At 40.4% G+C, this 16360-nt stretch carries 16 protein-coding genes and 1 riboswitch; of the genes, 4 read left to right on the top strand and 12 right to left on the bottom strand.

Annotation, left to right across the window (positions count from 1 at the left end):
- Positions 1-291: 291 nt before the first annotated feature.
- Positions 292-786 carry a hypothetical protein gene (locus EWV68_RS02975; protein WP_061432911.1) on the bottom strand — a complete coding sequence of 165 codons (495 nt, stop codon included), beginning with the start codon at positions 784-786 and terminating at the stop codon, positions 292-294.
- 367 nt (positions 787-1153) lie between these two features.
- Between EWV68_RS02975 and EWV68_RS02970 the strand changes: the two genes are divergently transcribed.
- Positions 1154-1984: a hypothetical protein gene (locus EWV68_RS02970; RefSeq protein WP_287168762.1), complete on the top strand. Its 831-nt coding sequence runs from the start codon at positions 1154-1156 to the stop codon at positions 1982-1984.
- Positions 1985-2113: 129 nt separating this feature from the next.
- Here the strand turns inward: EWV68_RS02970 and EWV68_RS02965 are convergent, their stop codons facing one another.
- Positions 2114-2797 (bottom strand): DALR anticodon-binding domain-containing protein, encoded by a 684-nt coding sequence (locus EWV68_RS02965; RefSeq protein ID WP_061432909.1) that lies wholly within the window; start codon positions 2795-2797, stop codon positions 2114-2116.
- Between the two features lie 395 nt (positions 2798-3192).
- On the opposite strand from EWV68_RS02965, the gene EWV68_RS02960 reads away from it, so the two are divergent.
- A complete protein-coding gene (locus EWV68_RS02960) occupies positions 3193-3411 on the top strand; it encodes a hypothetical protein (RefSeq protein ID WP_061432908.1) in 219 nt (72 codons plus the stop codon).
- A gap of 171 nt (positions 3412-3582) precedes the next feature.
- Here the strand turns inward: EWV68_RS02960 and EWV68_RS02955 are convergent, their stop codons facing one another.
- From EWV68_RS02955 to EWV68_RS02910, 10 genes are all read right to left on the bottom strand, one after another.
- On the bottom strand, positions 3583-4497 hold the full coding sequence (locus tag EWV68_RS02955; RefSeq protein ID WP_002798315.1) for a DNA adenine methylase: 915 nt from the start codon (positions 4495-4497) through the stop codon (positions 3583-3585).
- 72 nt (positions 4498-4569) lie between these two features.
- Complete coding sequence (locus tag EWV68_RS02950) at positions 4570-5085, bottom strand: alpha/beta hydrolase (protein ID WP_012265171.1); 516 nt, start codon at positions 5083-5085, stop codon at positions 4570-4572.
- Between the two features lie 167 nt (positions 5086-5252).
- Positions 5253-5579, bottom strand: a complete 327-nt coding sequence (frp, locus tag EWV68_RS02945) for a fluorescence recovery protein (protein WP_002746320.1) — start codon at positions 5577-5579, stop codon at positions 5253-5255.
- A 230-nt stretch (positions 5580-5809) separates the two neighbouring features.
- Positions 5810-6772: an orange carotenoid-binding protein gene (locus tag EWV68_RS02940; RefSeq protein ID WP_012265170.1), complete on the bottom strand. Its 963-nt coding sequence runs from the start codon at positions 6770-6772 to the stop codon at positions 5810-5812.
- A 488-nt stretch (positions 6773-7260) separates the two neighbouring features.
- A complete protein-coding gene (locus EWV68_RS02935) occupies positions 7261-8019 on the bottom strand; it encodes an ABC transporter ATP-binding protein (protein WP_061432906.1) in 759 nt (252 codons plus the stop codon).
- A gap of 70 nt (positions 8020-8089) precedes the next feature.
- A complete protein-coding gene (locus tag EWV68_RS02930; RefSeq protein ID WP_287168760.1) occupies positions 8090-8905 on the bottom strand; it encodes an ABC transporter permease in 816 nt (271 codons plus the stop codon).
- Positions 8906-8991: 86 nt separating this feature from the next.
- Positions 8992-10032, bottom strand: a complete 1041-nt coding sequence (locus EWV68_RS02925; protein WP_287168759.1) for an ABC transporter substrate-binding protein — start codon at positions 10030-10032, stop codon at positions 8992-8994.
- 63 nt (positions 10033-10095) lie between these two features.
- Complete coding sequence (gene hypB / locus EWV68_RS02920) at positions 10096-10785, bottom strand: hydrogenase nickel incorporation protein HypB (RefSeq protein ID WP_002798307.1); 690 nt, start codon at positions 10783-10785, stop codon at positions 10096-10098.
- A gap of 58 nt (positions 10786-10843) precedes the next feature.
- Positions 10844-11200, bottom strand: coding sequence for a hydrogenase maturation nickel metallochaperone HypA (gene hypA / locus EWV68_RS02915; protein ID WP_287168758.1), 357 nt, complete (start codon positions 11198-11200; stop codon positions 10844-10846).
- Positions 11201-11206: 6 nt separating this feature from the next.
- On the bottom strand, positions 11207-12385 hold the full coding sequence (locus EWV68_RS02910) for an agmatinase family protein (protein WP_287168764.1): 1179 nt from the start codon (positions 12383-12385) through the stop codon (positions 11207-11209).
- 68 nt (positions 12386-12453) lie between these two features.
- Positions 12454-12588: riboswitch (guanidine-I (ykkC/yxkD leader) on the bottom strand.
- 317 nt (positions 12589-12905) lie between these two features.
- Between EWV68_RS02910 and EWV68_RS02905 the strand changes: the two genes are divergently transcribed.
- Entirely contained in the window at positions 12906-14327 is a 1422-nt protein-coding gene (locus tag EWV68_RS02905; RefSeq protein ID WP_287168757.1) for a hypothetical protein, read from the top strand.
- A partial coding sequence (locus EWV68_RS02900; protein WP_287168763.1) for a tetratricopeptide repeat protein occupies positions 14296-16360 on the top strand: 2065 nt, incomplete at its 3' end. The genes EWV68_RS02905 and EWV68_RS02900, both read left to right, overlap by 32 nt.

Genomic DNA, 16360 nt, shown 5'->3' with positions numbered 1-16360 from the left:
GGGGGAGTTTTAGAAAGGGAATATGCAATTGGTAGCGATAGAATGGATTTATGTCTGAGTTATAAAGATGTAATTTTAGGGATTGAATTAAAAGTATGGCGGGATAAAAAACGCGATCCGCAAGCTGATGGAATTGAACAATTAGAATCTTATTTAGGACGTTTAGGTTTATAACTGATAACTGATAACTGATAACTGATAACTGATAACTGATAACTGATAACTGATAACTGATAACTGATAACTGATAACTGATAACTGATAACTGATAACTGATAACTGATAACTGTCTTACTCAGCTTTTACCAAACCCTGAGAGCGAATACAGGCCTGTTCCCAGCGACAATCGGGATTAACTTCCACTGGTTTGAGTTGCGCCCAGATTTCGCCTTGAGCATCGGCATAAAAACTATCGATAATAGCGGCAATACGAGTACCAAAAGGTTCGGTAATCAGGACAGAATCGGTCAGATTAAATACTTCGCCATTGGCTCCCGTCGCTTTTTCGATGACGGGAATTTCTGCTTTGGGAATTGGTTTTCGGAATAGAGGAGCCGAATCGGAACGGGGACGGAAAGGAGATTTTATCTCGCTACTGACTGATTTTACCGTTTCTGCGGCTGGTTTTTCCTCGATGATTTCTGAAGGGGTTTCCGGGGGTTTGGGGGGTACTGCGGCTCTAGAACCCTTTTTAATAATTTGTAGAGGTTGTAGGGGAGGAGTGGCTTTAATTGGCTCTTCGGGGGGTTCAGGGGTGCTAGGGGTTTTCTTCGGGGGACGTGGCATGATACGACAAGGAAAATAAAAACTATAGAATTATTGAAGCACATCGAGCCACTAACCCGCTCGACCGATGCTTGTATCAATTTTGCTGTGGCTAATTCTTCCCTGGCCCCAGGGCCAGACACCCGCACTACAGCTATCTACGAATTAGTCGATTCCCCTCTCCCCTCCCAACTTATTGAAAAAATTTCTCATTAAGTATTGACAAAAATTCCTAATAAGCTTATGGTTATTTATAGTGTTCTCCTCTTAAGGATCGGCAGTGGAACCGCGCGGCAGTCTCTAACAATGCGGTTCCCATTTTTTTTGGGGAACGATAGAAGGCTTTTAACGTCTCTAAACTTCTAGGTTTCCTCATCCTTTGGCTTTTATGAACGATAATTCCGACCTGTACCTCGATCATCTCACCCATGCGGATACTGTCATTACTGCTGAAATTGTCGAGCATGAGAGTCAATCAACAGATGAGACAGATTGGGCAGCTCTATCCTCTCATTTACGTCAACAAAATCAAGAATTACAAGCGGAGATCTGGCGACGGGAGCAAGCTTTCGGGGAACTGCGATCGCAGTTAGCCGAGCAACATCGTCGCTGGCAAAGTTGCGATACCCTAATCCAGCAGCAAAACGAGGAACTGCAATACGAAAAGCAACAATTACAGCGAGCTTTAGGGGAAATCGAACAGTATCGTCAAGCAGAACAACGGCAACCGATGATTATTGCCAATTTGACCGCAGAATTGACCCGCACGCGTCAACAATTAGCCCGTTTAGAGCGAGAATGTGCCTTAATTCAGGAAAGTTATCAGGAAAAAAGCCAAAAACTGTGCAACTATGACCAGCAATTGCAGGAATTACGCACCCGTCTCCAACGTCAGCAACGCTACACCCTCCAGTATAAAGCGGCCTTGGCCCAGTATTTCCAGCGCGGTAGCGATCGCAATTCTCCCCCGGATTTAGCCATTGTCGCCAAGGCAGCCGCAATCGAGCCTTGGTCTCAGACAGAGAATCAAGAAAGGGATGAAGTGGCTCCCATCGATGAGTTTTTAGCGGAATTAGAGACAATTGAGCCAGTAGAATCCTTAAATAAGAAAGATAGGGATTGGCCCGCACCTATCATCTCCCCTTCCCCGAAATATTCCTCTTTTCGGGTTGATTTGCCCACTTTTATTAAATATCGCCAAGAAGAAAATAATTCCTGAATAACAGAAAGAGAGCCGGCGACTGTCCATGTTTCGTCTCGGCTCTCTATTCTGGTTCGCTCCTCACACTAATTAAAATCTATCATAAGCTGATGGTTTTGTCCACTAAATTCATAAAAGTTAATATTTTTATAGTTCCGTCATCGGCAGCAGTTGCCATTTTTGACGGAGAAGACGGTTAAGTAGTTTTTGACTGACGCTAATCAGGATTAATCTCGATCGCTGAATTGGGGCCGATTCTCCGATAATGCGACAGTTACGCTCAAAATTGAGCATTGCCTCGCAAAAATTCGCGGTTAGGGGATAGAGTTTCTGGCCTTCCCAACAATCGCAAACGGTTAAAATTTGCAGGATTAAGGCTATTTCGGCGGGATGATGCCAGGATAATAGTTCTGGCTCGGTTAAACTAATTTTTTCCCGATTGAGCAGTTGTAACAAACTAGAATAGCGAGCGTGGGTGTATTGAAATAAAAAGAAAAATTCTCCTCTGGGATGGAGAGGAAGCTCATCCGAGAAAAATTTATCGATTAAATCGTTTAATTTCAGTAACCAAAAGGACAAAAATTGCTGATCTAATAATAATTCTAGCCATCCTTCCCTAAGCTGAATTTGCGGAAAAAGGACGATTAAATGGTTAAATATGGTTTGACATTGAGCGGACGTAAAATAATAAAACAGAGGTGAACGATAGAGGACACTATCAGTTTTTGAGCAACGATAGAAAGTTAATTTATGGTTGTTTTCTGGAAAAATATTAATTAATTGTTGTTTTAAACAATGCTCGATCGAGGGATGATTGCAGATAAAATTCATACTCAGAAGGGTAAACGTAGTCGTGCCAAATTAATTGCCATTGGCGAGATAAGCACTGTGGTCAAAGCAAATTTTTGGCTTAAGATGGATATAGGCGCTCGGATAGTCTTTCTCTTATCAGAAACTCCAGACTATCTCTAGGGGCTTACCTCTGTCAATCCAGGGGGTTGCACTTCACTTTTGCATGGGTGCTATGAAGAAGCCAAGGAAAGCTTAAAAAGTGCTATTCACTAATTTTTGAAGAGCCTCTAGCTGATCTTCGTCGGGGATTGACAAAAGAGGCGATCGAGGAAACAATTTCCCTGCCACGAAACGAAAAGAATTAGAAAAAAGTTAGGGAGGGCAGTGGCAGCTATAATAAATTTATGCTTTCATTTGAAAAAGGAAAAGCCACAATGTCACCAACCCTTCAATTTCATCAAATTTTAGAAATGATTGACAATCTTTCCTGTGATGAACAAGATGATTTAATCAGTATTATTCGACATAGACAAATTGAAAAAAGACGAGAAGAAATCGCCAAGAATATCCATCAAGCGCATCAAGAATACCAACAAGGGAAAGTCTTTCGGGGAAACATTGATGATATTATCGCAGAATTAAACAATGACTAAATTAATTCTAAGCTCATCCTTTAAACGAGCTTTTAAGATAATCATTCCAAATCCGTTTTTCATCGCGCAATTAACTCCCAAGTTATTGATGATTTCTCACTGCTCCGCTATAGCTTTTAAACAGGATTTAGTATCATTTTGTCCCCTCTTTTCTGTTAGGCTTATTTTTTGTCAATTATTGATCAGTAATTCCCAGATTTCTCCCCTATTATTGCCCTGGGAATTAATATTTCGTCGAGCTTTTACCCTTTGAATATTATAATCTTTATATAAATCATCAAAAAAATTATTGTCAGAGTCAAAGTTTTTAACGTCGGAATTACTTAAAATAAATTTATAACCTGCCCGATCGACTCGATCGATAAATTGTTTTAATCTTATTTGCTCCTCATCGTTAAAATCTTCTTTAGTATAAGAGGTAAAAGCTGATGTTTTTTTAATCGGTTTATAGGGAGGATCAAAATAAAATAAAGTCTTGTTATTGGCATAATTTAGGGTTTGGACAAAATCCCCTTGTAGGATCGTCACTTTCTGTAAATGATGGTTGACAGCTAATAAGTTTTCTTCATTGCAGATCAATGGTTTGACATATTTTCCAAAAGGGACATTAAAGAGTCCTTTGCTATTGACTCTATAAAGTCCATTAAAACAAGTTTTATTGAGAAATAATAACAAAACTGTTTTTTCTAGATCGTCATCGCAGCTGCGAGAATTAAATTCTATTCTTTTATCCAAAAAAAACTTTTGTTGTTCCTCTAGATTTTTAAGTTCATAAAAATCCTGCTGAATTTTTTTAAGCTTGACTATTAATTCTTTGACATTATTTTTAATAACATTATAAGCCATGATTAAATCAGGATTGATGTCATTAATAATAACTTTTTGGACAGAAGAAAAATTATTTAAGACTGAGAATAAAACTGCCCCACCTCCGACAAAAGGTTCAATGTAGTTAAACTGACAATTTTGAGAAATCTGGGAATTAATCAAAGATAGAATATTGGGAACCAGTTGAGTTTTGCCTCCCGCCCACTTTAAAAAAGGTTTGCCGCTAACTGTTTTCCTTTGAGACAAAGAAGTCGTCATTATTCCTACCAGATTATCCTAATTTATTCAATTTACAGCGCAATTCAAGAAAACCTGAAGGCGGATTTGGTATCAGAAAGGTAAACGGGGCATTTTTTTCAATACTGATTCAATTTGGTTGATTAAATCCAGCAGACGATTGCCATCCACATGAACCTCGCTGGTGGGATAATTGTCGAGGACTTCGATGATTTGAATCTCGTTATCGTTGAGGGCAGAAGTGACTAAGGAACCCCGTAAAGCTTGCCGACTAGCAGCCCGATTGGGGGTGTGGACAATTTCGGCAGCATAATCTAGCAAACTTTCGCCAAAAAAACTATTAAGAAATTTGGAAAGAAAGACGGCATCCACCGCTACCCGACGATTAAGGATTTTACGGAATTCTTCGGGTTTTTGGTTAGCCATCTTTAATTGTGCCGCTAAAGCGGGAGCTAATTCGCCTGTTTCGCTCAATTGCTTTAATTCTGATACCGATACAGACCCTTGGAAGATGTAGTATTTGATGATAGCTGATTCGGCGGCTGACAAAGACTGACAAACACCGAGAAAGATAGATATTCCTAGGGGAAGTAAAAGATTTTTGAACATAAACCAAAGGTGCAAAACAAGCGACAAGCGATCGGGATGATTGACTCATTCTAGCGGAATTGGTTGCCGCTTAGGAAAAACTTAAGACGGGGTTGATTATCTAGAGATGAATTTTTTAGTCACCCAACTAGGAGCAGAAAGCTAATAGCTTAATGCTAATCATTAATTTACATTCGCGAGAGGGCAGCGATTTTTGCTAGTTTATCTTTTTCCAAACCGTTGAGATCCTCTAGCTTTAACCATCCTTCCTTTAATAGTTGAGCAAAGACAAAAATTAGGGAAGTATAGCGATAGTCATATTTACCATCAATCTGATGTCGTCGGGCGCTTAGATAATCGTGCATTTGCCAGATATCATCTAAAACCGTGATCTGACCAGACTGTTCTTTAATATGTTCTATTAAAGTGCTAGTTTCTCGCTGATAGGCTTTTTGGAAAGCAGTTTGAGCAATTTCTTGTTCCGTATCTGACCAAATTATTTCACTCATAGGCATGATTTTAGTTTTAGGGATGATAATTTTGGGTTTTTGAACTACCGTGACTCTTTTCACCGATATATGTTAAGAATGGTTGTTTAGTTATTCTTACCTAGATCAGAGAAGAAACCGGTGTATTTCCCAATTTTTTTAAGTCAGCCTTTTAATTGTAGAAAAAAAAGAGTTCACTTGACAAGGAACTCTAATAAGTTTCATCAGAATTTTTAATGATTTCTCTCAGTAGCTATTTAGCCACGGGCAAAGTTTAATAATTCTTTCGGAGAAGCTAATAAATCGATCGCTACGAAGAAAATTTTATTATCAGGAGTTAGGAGGAAACGCCATGCCATATTCATACCCACACCCGCACCAAACCAGGGGGTTTGTACTTTTCCCGTCACTTTAATCTGAGTAAAACCGTCATCGGCGGGTTCCACTACACCGCATTCGGGGATTAATTTCAAATTTTGGCATTCTTCGCGGAAAAAGCGATACACTGCCTCTTTACCGACGATGGGACGTTGGAAAGGTGGTTGCAGAGCGCCGTCAGGGGTGAATAATTCAATTAATACATCAAAGTCATTGGCGTTGAGGTTGTCCATATAGTTGAGGACGGTGGCATTGGTAACGCCTTCAATGCTAACTTTGGTCCGTTCGGCAATATTTTGGGGAGGAACCACGGGTTCGGAAATACGGTTATAATCGCCCAGTTTCTTGGGATCGTAGCCCATATCCACCACACAATTCCGCAGAACGGTGATTTGTTGTCCCGACTCTAATTTTTTAATCCCGTCTAAAACGGCGCTGGCATTAGCAGATAGTTGATAACCCTTGGGAATTGGGGCAACACTGCCATCTTCCATCCATTGTCCTAATTGATACCAGAATCCCAGTTTGATATTAGCAGACCAAGTGCCGTAGGTACGACAAATCGGGGTGTCAGCATGGTTGGCTAAGTCGCACATCACCTGCGATTGTTGCAAGGGTGACATCTGCCGAATTTCATTCATGGTTTTTTCGGCAAACACCATACTAGCAGCGCCGGGGGCGGCAACGGTGATGGTTTTGCCCATTTCTAGGTAGGCAAACCAAATCAAGGCTAGTTGATCTTCGGTATTCAGCTGATTGAAACGCGCAATCGTGGCAGGAACCACATCCGCTGATAGCGTGTTGGGGAAAATGCTCCGCGCTGATTCGATCGTAAACGGCATAGATTCACCTTGAAGTAAAGTTTTGTATCAATTTACTCTTATTCTATCATATTTGCGCCCCAAGGCAGCACCGATGGAGAAACTTTCCCAAAAAAAGCTGTACTTTAGATCACACTTGCCCGGGATTATCACAAAATCTTAATGGTTGAACAACTGTTCCATCATTTATCTAGGGTCTGCTGAAAAAGTTTTTCGTGGGGCAGGGTGTGGGGTGTGGGGTGTGGGGTGTGGGGTTTTACTCATTTTCAGGTGGTCAATTACCTAATTTTCAGGGAAAAAGTCCAGGAATTTTACCCCCGATCACTCCAAGGCTAGGCACTTTTTGAGGTCAAAAAAGCCTAAAAACCTGATCCAACAAGCTTTTTAGATTTATTCAGCCAACCCTATTTAGTTTGGCGGCAGCAGCGAGCGATCGCTGTTTGACGATGATTTTTGCTGCTCTAACTCGTTTTCAACCCAGGAATACTCTTGATGCTCCCTAGTTTTTTCTAGTATTTCTCACCCCGTAGCAGGCCGTAAATTTGATCCGTATAGTCATAAAACTGAGCTTGTCGTTTAATTTTATGATTACGATCTAGGGGTAAATTAATTGTTAATTCTCGTTGTATAGTCCCCGGCCTAGCACTCAAAACATAAATACGTTGAGCCAAAAAAACCGCTTCATCCACATCATGGGTAATCATTAAAATACTACACCTAATTTTTTGCCAAATTTCAATTAAATATTCGTGCATTCTTTCTTTGGTTTGTACATCTAAAGCGGCAAAGGGTTCGTCCATTAATAAGACTTTGGGATGACAGGCAAGAGAGCGGGCGATCGCAACCCGTTGTTTCATCCCACCCGATAGTTCTCTGGGGTAAGCATTAGCGAATTGAGTTAAACCGACAATATCCAGATAATAACAGGCCACTTCCCAGCATTCTTTTGTCGATAATCCCTGTAGTTTTAAGCCAAATTCAACATTTTTTTGGATCGTCATCCAGGGGTAGAGTGTATAATTTTGAAAAACCATGCCGCGATCGGCTCCCGGCCCTGTCACTTCAACACCATCAACGGTAATTTTGCCGGAAGTGGGCAGCTCTAAACCCGCAATCATTCGCAACAAAGTTGATTTTCCCGAACCAGAGGCCCCGACCGCACAGACAAATTCAGCACTTTCAACGTGTAAATTAATATCTTTCAGAGCGACCACAGCACCTCGTTTAGTGGTGAAAATTTTATTGAGTTGAGTAATTTCTAAGTGCATTAAGGTTCTTCTCTTATCATTAAAATAACTTTACTGGTGACAGAATAAACTCTGTTATTGAGTTTTTAAGTTAACGAGTAATTGACCATTTACAAGTCCACTGCAAAAACAAACGAAAACTTAAATCTAGGGCAAAGCCAATAATTCCCAGGACAATTAAACAGGCAAAAATTTCATCGGTTCTCAGAAATTTCTGGGCCAATAAAATCCGTTTGCCTAATCCATTATCGGCCGCCACCAATTCCGCCACCACTACCAAATTCCAGGCGGCCGCCATATTAACACGAAAAGTATCGATAACATTAGGAATAATATAGGGAGTAATCACTTTAAATAAAACCTGTTTTCGAGTTCCTCCAAGGGTATAAGTTACTTCGATCAATTCACGGGGAATGAACTTAACTGCATCCATAATCATCAGGGTATTAAAGAAAATTGTCCCGATAAAAATGAGCATAATCTTTGATGTTTCTCCAATACCCAAATAAATAACCAATAGGGGAATAAAAGCAGGAGCGGGCATATAACGTACAACGCCAATGATCGGTTCCATTAAACTACGAATACTCGGAAAAGTTCCCATTAAAATCCCTAGGGGAATAGCAAACAATCCTCCTAAAAAAAAGCCCCCAACTACTCGTAAAAAACTGGTCATAGTATCTTGAATTAAAAAGCCCTGTTCTGCCAATTTTCCTAAGGCCTGAATAACGGCTAAAGGAGAAGGCAAAAATACGGATTCAATGCCCGCAAAACTAGAGATTAGTAACCATAAAATCAGCGGGACAATAATAGAGGAAACCATTAAAGTCCATTTGAGGGATTCGGGAATATCCTCGGTAATCCGCCAAAAAGTGCTTTGAGGAAGCGTTTTATGTGTTGTGGTCATGGGATTTGCCAAAGAAAAGAATAATTTTGATAGCCAATATCACCCAGTTATCAAACAATTCTTGAAGTCAATGATTAAGGGACTAATTAGGATTTTTTGTCTTGATTTGCCAACGCCTTGACAAATTGGGCATCTAAAATGGTTGTTAGATCGGGGACTTTTTTAATAAAGCCAACTTCCCTCATAAAATCAGCCATTTTTTGAGCGGCAAAGGGCATATTTTTCATGGTTTTCCCCGGACTAAAGGCTTCTAGGTTTTCTTCTAAGGTGAAAAACTTCGTTCCCTCTTTATATAAGGCCAATTCTTCTGGGCTAATGCCCGCACGCTTGGCCATAATCTCATCGGCTTTTTGGGGATTTTTAGCCATAAACTCTCGAACATCAAACCAGGTTTTGACAAGAGCCTGAACCTGTTCTGGTTTTTCTTTTATTAATTTGGCACTGACAACTAACAAATCAGGAATAGCACCTGGAAAAGCTTTAGAACTAATTAATTCTTTAGAACCTTTTCGTTTAAGGGCCGTTGACCAAAAGGGTGGAAAAGCGGCCACTGCATCGACTTTTCCCGATGCAAAAGCGGCGGCAGCAGCCCCTGTTTCCATGGGGACAATTTGCACATCTTTACGGCTCATTCGTTCTTTTTCTAGAGCTAAACTGAGGAGAAAATCACCGACAACGCCTTCTTCAGCAGCAACTTTTTTGCCTTTTAAATCTTGAATCGTTTTAATCTCTTCTGTGACAATAATTTTATCATTTCCTGACGAGTTATCATTGACTAAAACAGCAACTTGACCATTCACTGCATCTCCCGCAAAAGCGATTGTATCGTTGAGAGTTTGACTATTTCCATCTAATTGTCCAGCGGCCAAAGCTTGTAAGGATTCAAGATAACCATCAAACCATTTCATTTGAACATTAGCCCCATTTTTAGCAAATAATCCCTCTTCTTCAGCGATCGCCCAGGGCCACCAACCGGCCCAATTACTATAACCAATGACAATGGGGGCAGTATTACTTAGAGAACTACTTGCATTGGGGGTTTGCTGAGGAGCTTGATTACAACTAACGGTCAGCAGTAAGCTACTAAAAAAAACGAGAAGTAAGGAGAAAAAATTGCGCCGTTTCATAGGTAATAGCCTTTAGATATGACAGCTAGTAAAACAGAAATAAATCTCAAAAACTGTTACTGATTAACAATTCAAGAACCTAGTCCTATTGACTTGGCTTTTTAGCCAATTTAACCACTCTTCTAAACCTTCTCCTGTTTGAGCAGAAAGAGCGATAATCTTTACATCGGGATTCATAGAACGAACATTTGCTTCTAAACGTTGTAAATCAATCTCTAAATAAGGAGCCAAATCTAATTTGGTAATAATCAGACAATCCGCTTCTTGAAACATAATTGGATATTTGAGGGGTTTATCTTCTCCTTCAGTAATACTTAATAGAGCAACTTTAGCGTGTTCCCCTACCTCAAATTCGGCGGGACAAACTAAATTTCCCACATTTTCCACCAACAATAAATCAAACTCTTTGGGGTTATAATCTTCTTTGAAACGATGAATTCCCCCGGCTACCATTTTGGAATCTAAGTGACAGGAGCGACCCGTATTAATGGCAATCACGGGAACTCCATATTGTCTCAGGCGCTCTGCATCTAGTTCTGTAGTCATATCGCCTTCAATAACAGCCATTTTTAATTGATCTTTTAAGGCTGCGAGGGTTTTTTCCAATAATACAGTTTTACCCGCACCAGGACTACTCATCAAGTTTAAACAGGTAATGCCCCACTCGTCAAAATGTTCCCGGTTGTGATCGGCTCCTGTTTGATTGGCATGAAGTAGATTAATTTCTAGGGCTGCGTCAAAAGTTTGGTGCATTTTAGTTGAGAATGAATAATTGATCATCGAACTTTTATAAGCGATCGCCTAACTTTGTTTAAGAAAGTAAAGAATATTCAATGTGGTCAATTTTTAACTCTCGACCTGAACGAATATCCTCCATCGGCGATCGACAAGTTGGGCAGGAATATTGCTGGCCAATTTGGGGTTTATAATCCTTTTGGCAGCAATGACAATAAGCAATTAGGGGAATATTTTTAATCGCTAATTCCACACCAGCAAGAAAAGTATTGGCAGTTTGAACTTCAAAGGCAAATTGTAAACTGACCGGTTCAACACAGGTAAATTCACCAACCATGAGATGAATTTTTTCAATTTTGAGCTTTTCAGGTTGGCTATCATACCAATCTCGAACTGTCATAATTAACGCCTTGGTCATATCAGTTTCGTGCATAGGAAATTACTGCCAGGGTTCGTCAACGGCCAGATTGGCATCAGGATGAATATAATAGGGCTTTTCTTTACGCGGTAATTGACCTGAAATAACCAGATGGGCCATGGCATCACAAATAACACGGGTAGCCATCAAAGAGGTCATATCACTAATATCGTAGGGAGGGGAAACTTCCACCACTTCCATGCCACAAATGGGAGCTTTTTGGATAATTTTACCTAATAAAGCTAAGGCTTCACGGGGTAATAAACCCCCCGGTTCTGGCCAACCTGTACCGGGGACAAAACCAGCATCAATGCAATCAATATCAAAACTGATCCAAACGCAATCCGTACCATCTAAAGCTCGTTCTAAGGCAAATTCGGCGGCCGCATCAATGCCTCGTTCCACAATGTCGGTGACGGTCAAAATATTAGTGGCCCGCTCGCGGCAAACTTTAACACCTTGACGGGGAACTTGCCAACCACCAATCCCTAATTGGACGAGATTTTTAGCAGGAGCATTTTTCATATTGGTGGCATGAAACCAGGGGCAAGTGTGCATCCGTTCATCTAAATCCGTTTCCTGGGTATCCACATGGCGATCAAAGTGAATAATACCGACTTTTTTATCCCCTAAATGCCGACAAATACCCCGCACTGTCGGAAAACCAATGGAATGATCACCCCCTAAAATAATCGGCAAGGCGCCGGAACTAAAGACATGGGCAACCCCCTTAGAGATTTGATCAAAGGACTTTTCATTATTAGCAGGAATGGTGAAAATATCCCCCAAATCACAGAGCGTAATTTGTTCCCGCAAATCTACCCCTAATTCAAAATTGTAGGGCGTATAAAGGGCCGAAATCCGCCGAATTCCCTGGGGACCAAAACGAGTTCCGGGTCGGTAAGTTGTCCCCGAATCATGGGGAACACCGACGATTGCCACGTCATAATTGCCCACATTCCGCACATCTTCCAAATAGGGGGCCTTCATAAAGGTGTTAATTCCCGCATAGTGGGGTAACTCACCCCTGGAAAAGGTGGGAATACTGCGATCGCGAATACTATCGGCCGCCTCTAAACCGTAGGTTAACCCCTGGGAAACTTCCTGTTGCCAACCGGTTAGGGGCAAATGGCGTTCTTTTTCTAGGGCCTGTTCAGCTTCAGTTACATGAGGGGGTTGAAAAGTAGATTCCTCGGACATCATTTCACCTCAAAATACAATAACCCGGGAGTCTTCAAAGACACTGCCTCAAAACAGTTATCCTTAAAGTCTCCCGGGCTTTTATCCCGCCGTGTAGCCAGCTTAGATGGAAAAAATTTTTGATCCGATCATTTAAGACTAGCTTGCTCCTCTCGGACCTGACATTTAAGGACGCTTAAATCGGAACCCTAGAAGCAATTTCCTTGACCTTAGACGATCTCAATCCCAAAAACAGTATCACAGACTACATAAAAGGGATTTTTCCCGCTTAGATATGGTTTGCTGAATAATTAGGTGGGTATTAAAAACTTTCAGATGCCCCCCTTATTAAGGGGGGATTAAAGGGGGGACTAAGGGGGGATCGGCACCCTCCTTATCAAGGGGGATCCCCCCGCCTTCGGCTTCCCCCCTTATCAAGGGGGGCTAGGGGGGATCGAACCTAAAATCCATTTTTAATTTAATTATAACCAGCTACTTATATAATAAAAAGTATCTCCAGAGAATGATTTTTCCTGTCTCTATGCAACAACCCTCTCTGACTCGCTTTGAACCTGCGACTACTCTTGATGAAATCCATTTAACTATATCTCCTGAACCCCTATTAACTCAGAAGGAAATAGATGCTTTTTATCGAGAAGAAATGAATAAGGTGAGAGGGGAAGATAAAATTCAGCGTCTAAAATTAGGGTTAAAACGGGTCATAGATACGCAACAATATTACAAAGCCTGTTTAATGGGACACACGGGGGTAGGCAAATCGACAGAATTAACTCGTTTAATTAATGATCATGAGATTAAACAGCATTTTAAACCCCTGCGATTTAGTGTTTTAAGTGAACTCGATGCGATTAATTTCAGTCCCCTTGATGTGTTTCTCTTTATGGTGGTGGAAATTGTTGAGAAAACCGCTAAAATTTCTCGACAACCCAGTGATGAAAATTTACAAAAGCTTTGGGATTGGTTTAGTTCTGAAGAATTTACCCGCAAGGAAACCAGAGAAAGTCAAATCAAAACGGAAGCAGGAGCGGGAGTAAAGGAAGATTCTTTCTGGAATAAAATTCTCGGACTTTTTGCCTCTCTCAAGGGAGAATTCCGGTTTGCTTCCTCGCGAGAGAAAAAAGTTGTTGAATACCGTCTTTCCCGTTCCAGAGATTTAATTAATATTGCTAATCAACTCCTGAAAGAGTGTGATCAGAACTTACAGGAAACTATGCAGAGAAGCTGGCTAATTATTGGAGAAGACTTCGATAAAGCTGGTGTTTCACAAGAAGCGGTCAGGGATTTATTTTTAAACTATTCTAACATTTTCAAAGATTTAGACATTCACATTATTTTTAATATTCCGATTGGATTGTATAATTCATCTCCCGGGATTAACCTCACTTTTGACCATAATCTCCTGATTCCCGATACTCCAGTTTTTTGCCAAAAAGATCATACTCCTAACCAAAAAGGACGGGAAGCAGTGAGAAAAGTTTTAGAAGCAAGAGTTAAATCTAATTTATTTGAAGATGGACAAATAGAGCGGGTTATTATTGCCTCTGGTGGCAATATCAGAGATTTATTTTATTTAGTTAGAGAAGCTTCTGATGAGGCAATTGTCAATCAACAAAATCTGATCATGTCTAGTCATATTAGCAGGGCAATTCGCAGTTTAAGAACAGAATATGAAAGACGTTTAGGTCAAAATCCTTATGATATCGATCATGTTAGTTATGGGGATAAGGTATTATTGTTAAAACGAATTTATGATGCTAATCCGGAAGCACAAATTCCCAATGAGATATTATACGCTTTATTAAATGATCGAGCGATTCAAGAAGTAGATGGAGACGGGGAAAGATGCTTTATGGTGCATCCCCTTGTGGTTGATATTTTAAATGCTCAAGGTCATATTCCTACTGGTCCCGATGGAGGTGTCCCCGGTGGTACATCAAGTTAATCAAACTAATCAATCGGAGTTAGAACCGGGTACTATTTCCCATACGGCAGCTCGTTTGCTATTGTGGGGACGAAGACCATCTAGAGGTTTAGCTAGGGTGGAATTTTATGATGAGTTTTCCCGTCAGCAAGTAGTTAGAGAATTAGAGAATAAACTGCAAGAACAAGGCATTATTTTTCATGAAATTGTCTTACCAATATGGGAAAAACCTTCTTTTGTCTTGAACTTCTTGTTAACACAATTGGCAGAATTGGAGTCGGGAGTAGTATCAATTACTGGTTTTGAAACCGCTTTTTCTGATGCTTCCCTAGTAGATGCCTTGCAATTAATTAATTTCAATCGAGAAAATTTAGCTCGCTTTAATCTCCGACAAATTTGGTGGATGAATCATGATTTTACTAACAAAGTTATTCTGTATATGCCAGATTTAAATTCTTGGTTTTTCCTGCGGTTATTTTTAACAGAAAATTCAACCAAAGCTACCAAATATAATCAGCTATTTACCGATAAAAATACCGTTCATGATCCCTATAATTTACCAGGAACAGCAGTTAACTTTGTTGGTAGAGAACAGGAATTATCCCGGATTCATCAAGCTTTTCAGCAATCTTCCCCAGTGGTTTTAAGTGGGATGGGAGGTTCGGGAAAAACTGAATTAGCTTTACAGTATGCTTGGCAACATAAAGGGGATTATCCTGCGGGTATTTGTTGGATAAATGTCCTTAACAGTGACCCCGGTTTGGCTATTTTATTTTTTGCCAGAGAATACCTGGGTTTAAACATCCCCAATCAGGGAACCTTAAGTGAACGAGTGCGTTACTGTTGGCAAAATTGGCCCCAGGGAAATGCTTTAATTATTTTTGATGATGTGCGTGACTACGACCAAATTACATCTTATCTACCATCAGGAAAAGAATCTCGTTTTCGGGTTTTAATTACCACTCGCTTTAGTTACTTAGGGGTATCGCTATCAACGATAAACTTAGATGTTCTCACAGCAGCGCAAGCTTTAGATTTACTGCAAACCTACTTAGGAAAAGAACGTCTAACCGAGGAGTTAGAGGCAGCCAAGCAACTTTGTCAGTGTTTAGGATATTTGCCTCTAGGATTACAATTACTAGGCAGTTTTCTGAGACAAGCAACCACTGAAACTTTAGCAAATATCAAGGAAAAATTCCCGAAGAAAGGCTTAAAATGTCTCAACTCTGATAAGGAGGAAGTCCGCAGTATTAAAACAATTCTGGATCTCAGTTGGCAACTGTTAGAAAAAGAAGAACAAAAATTAGCTCTTTATCTCAGTTTATTTGCTTCGGCACCTTTTCCCAAGCACTTAATCATCAGTTTATTTTCTGATGAAGCTAAAGACGAGATAGAAAAATGGTTAACCGATAGCTTGGTTAAGCTTAATTTGCTGAAATCTTTAGGCAATGAATGGTATCAACTGCATCCCCTCATCCGTCTTTATCTACGGGAAAAATTAGAAGGTTCCGAGATAGCCAATACCGCAAAAAGTCGTTATTGTACGGTGATGACAGATACATCGAGAACAGTCCCCCAAACTCCTACTCTAGATATTATTCAAAATCTGACTCCCTTAATTCCCCATATTGAACAAGCTGTCAGGGAATATCCGGAATATATCGCTGATGAGGATTTAGTTTCGTCCTATACGGGTTTAGCTCGTTATTATAAAGGACAAGGATTGTATGCTATTGCTGAACCTTACTATCAAGCTTGTTTAACCGCAACTCGAACCCGCTTAGGAGACAATCATCCCCATGTGGCACAATCCCTCAACAATTTAGCATACTTGTACAATTCCCAAGGCAGGTACACAGAAGCAGAACCTCTCTATCTACAAGCATTAGATTTGAGAAAACGACTCTTAGGAGACAATCATCCCCATGTGGCAACTTCCCTCAACAACTTAGCATACTTGTACAATTCCCAAGGCAGGTACACAGAAGCAGAACCTCTCTATCTAGAAGCTTTAGATTTGAGAAAACGACTCTTAGGAGACAATCATCCCCATG

The sequence above is a fragment of the Microcystis sp. M_QC_C_20170808_M9Col genome, assembly GCF_007095495.1.
Lineage (GTDB): Bacteria > Cyanobacteriota > Cyanobacteriia > Cyanobacteriales > Microcystaceae > Microcystis > Microcystis aeruginosa.
The sequence above is the reverse complement of the archived record's forward strand: the minus strand, read 5'-3'. Positions and strand labels throughout refer to the sequence as shown.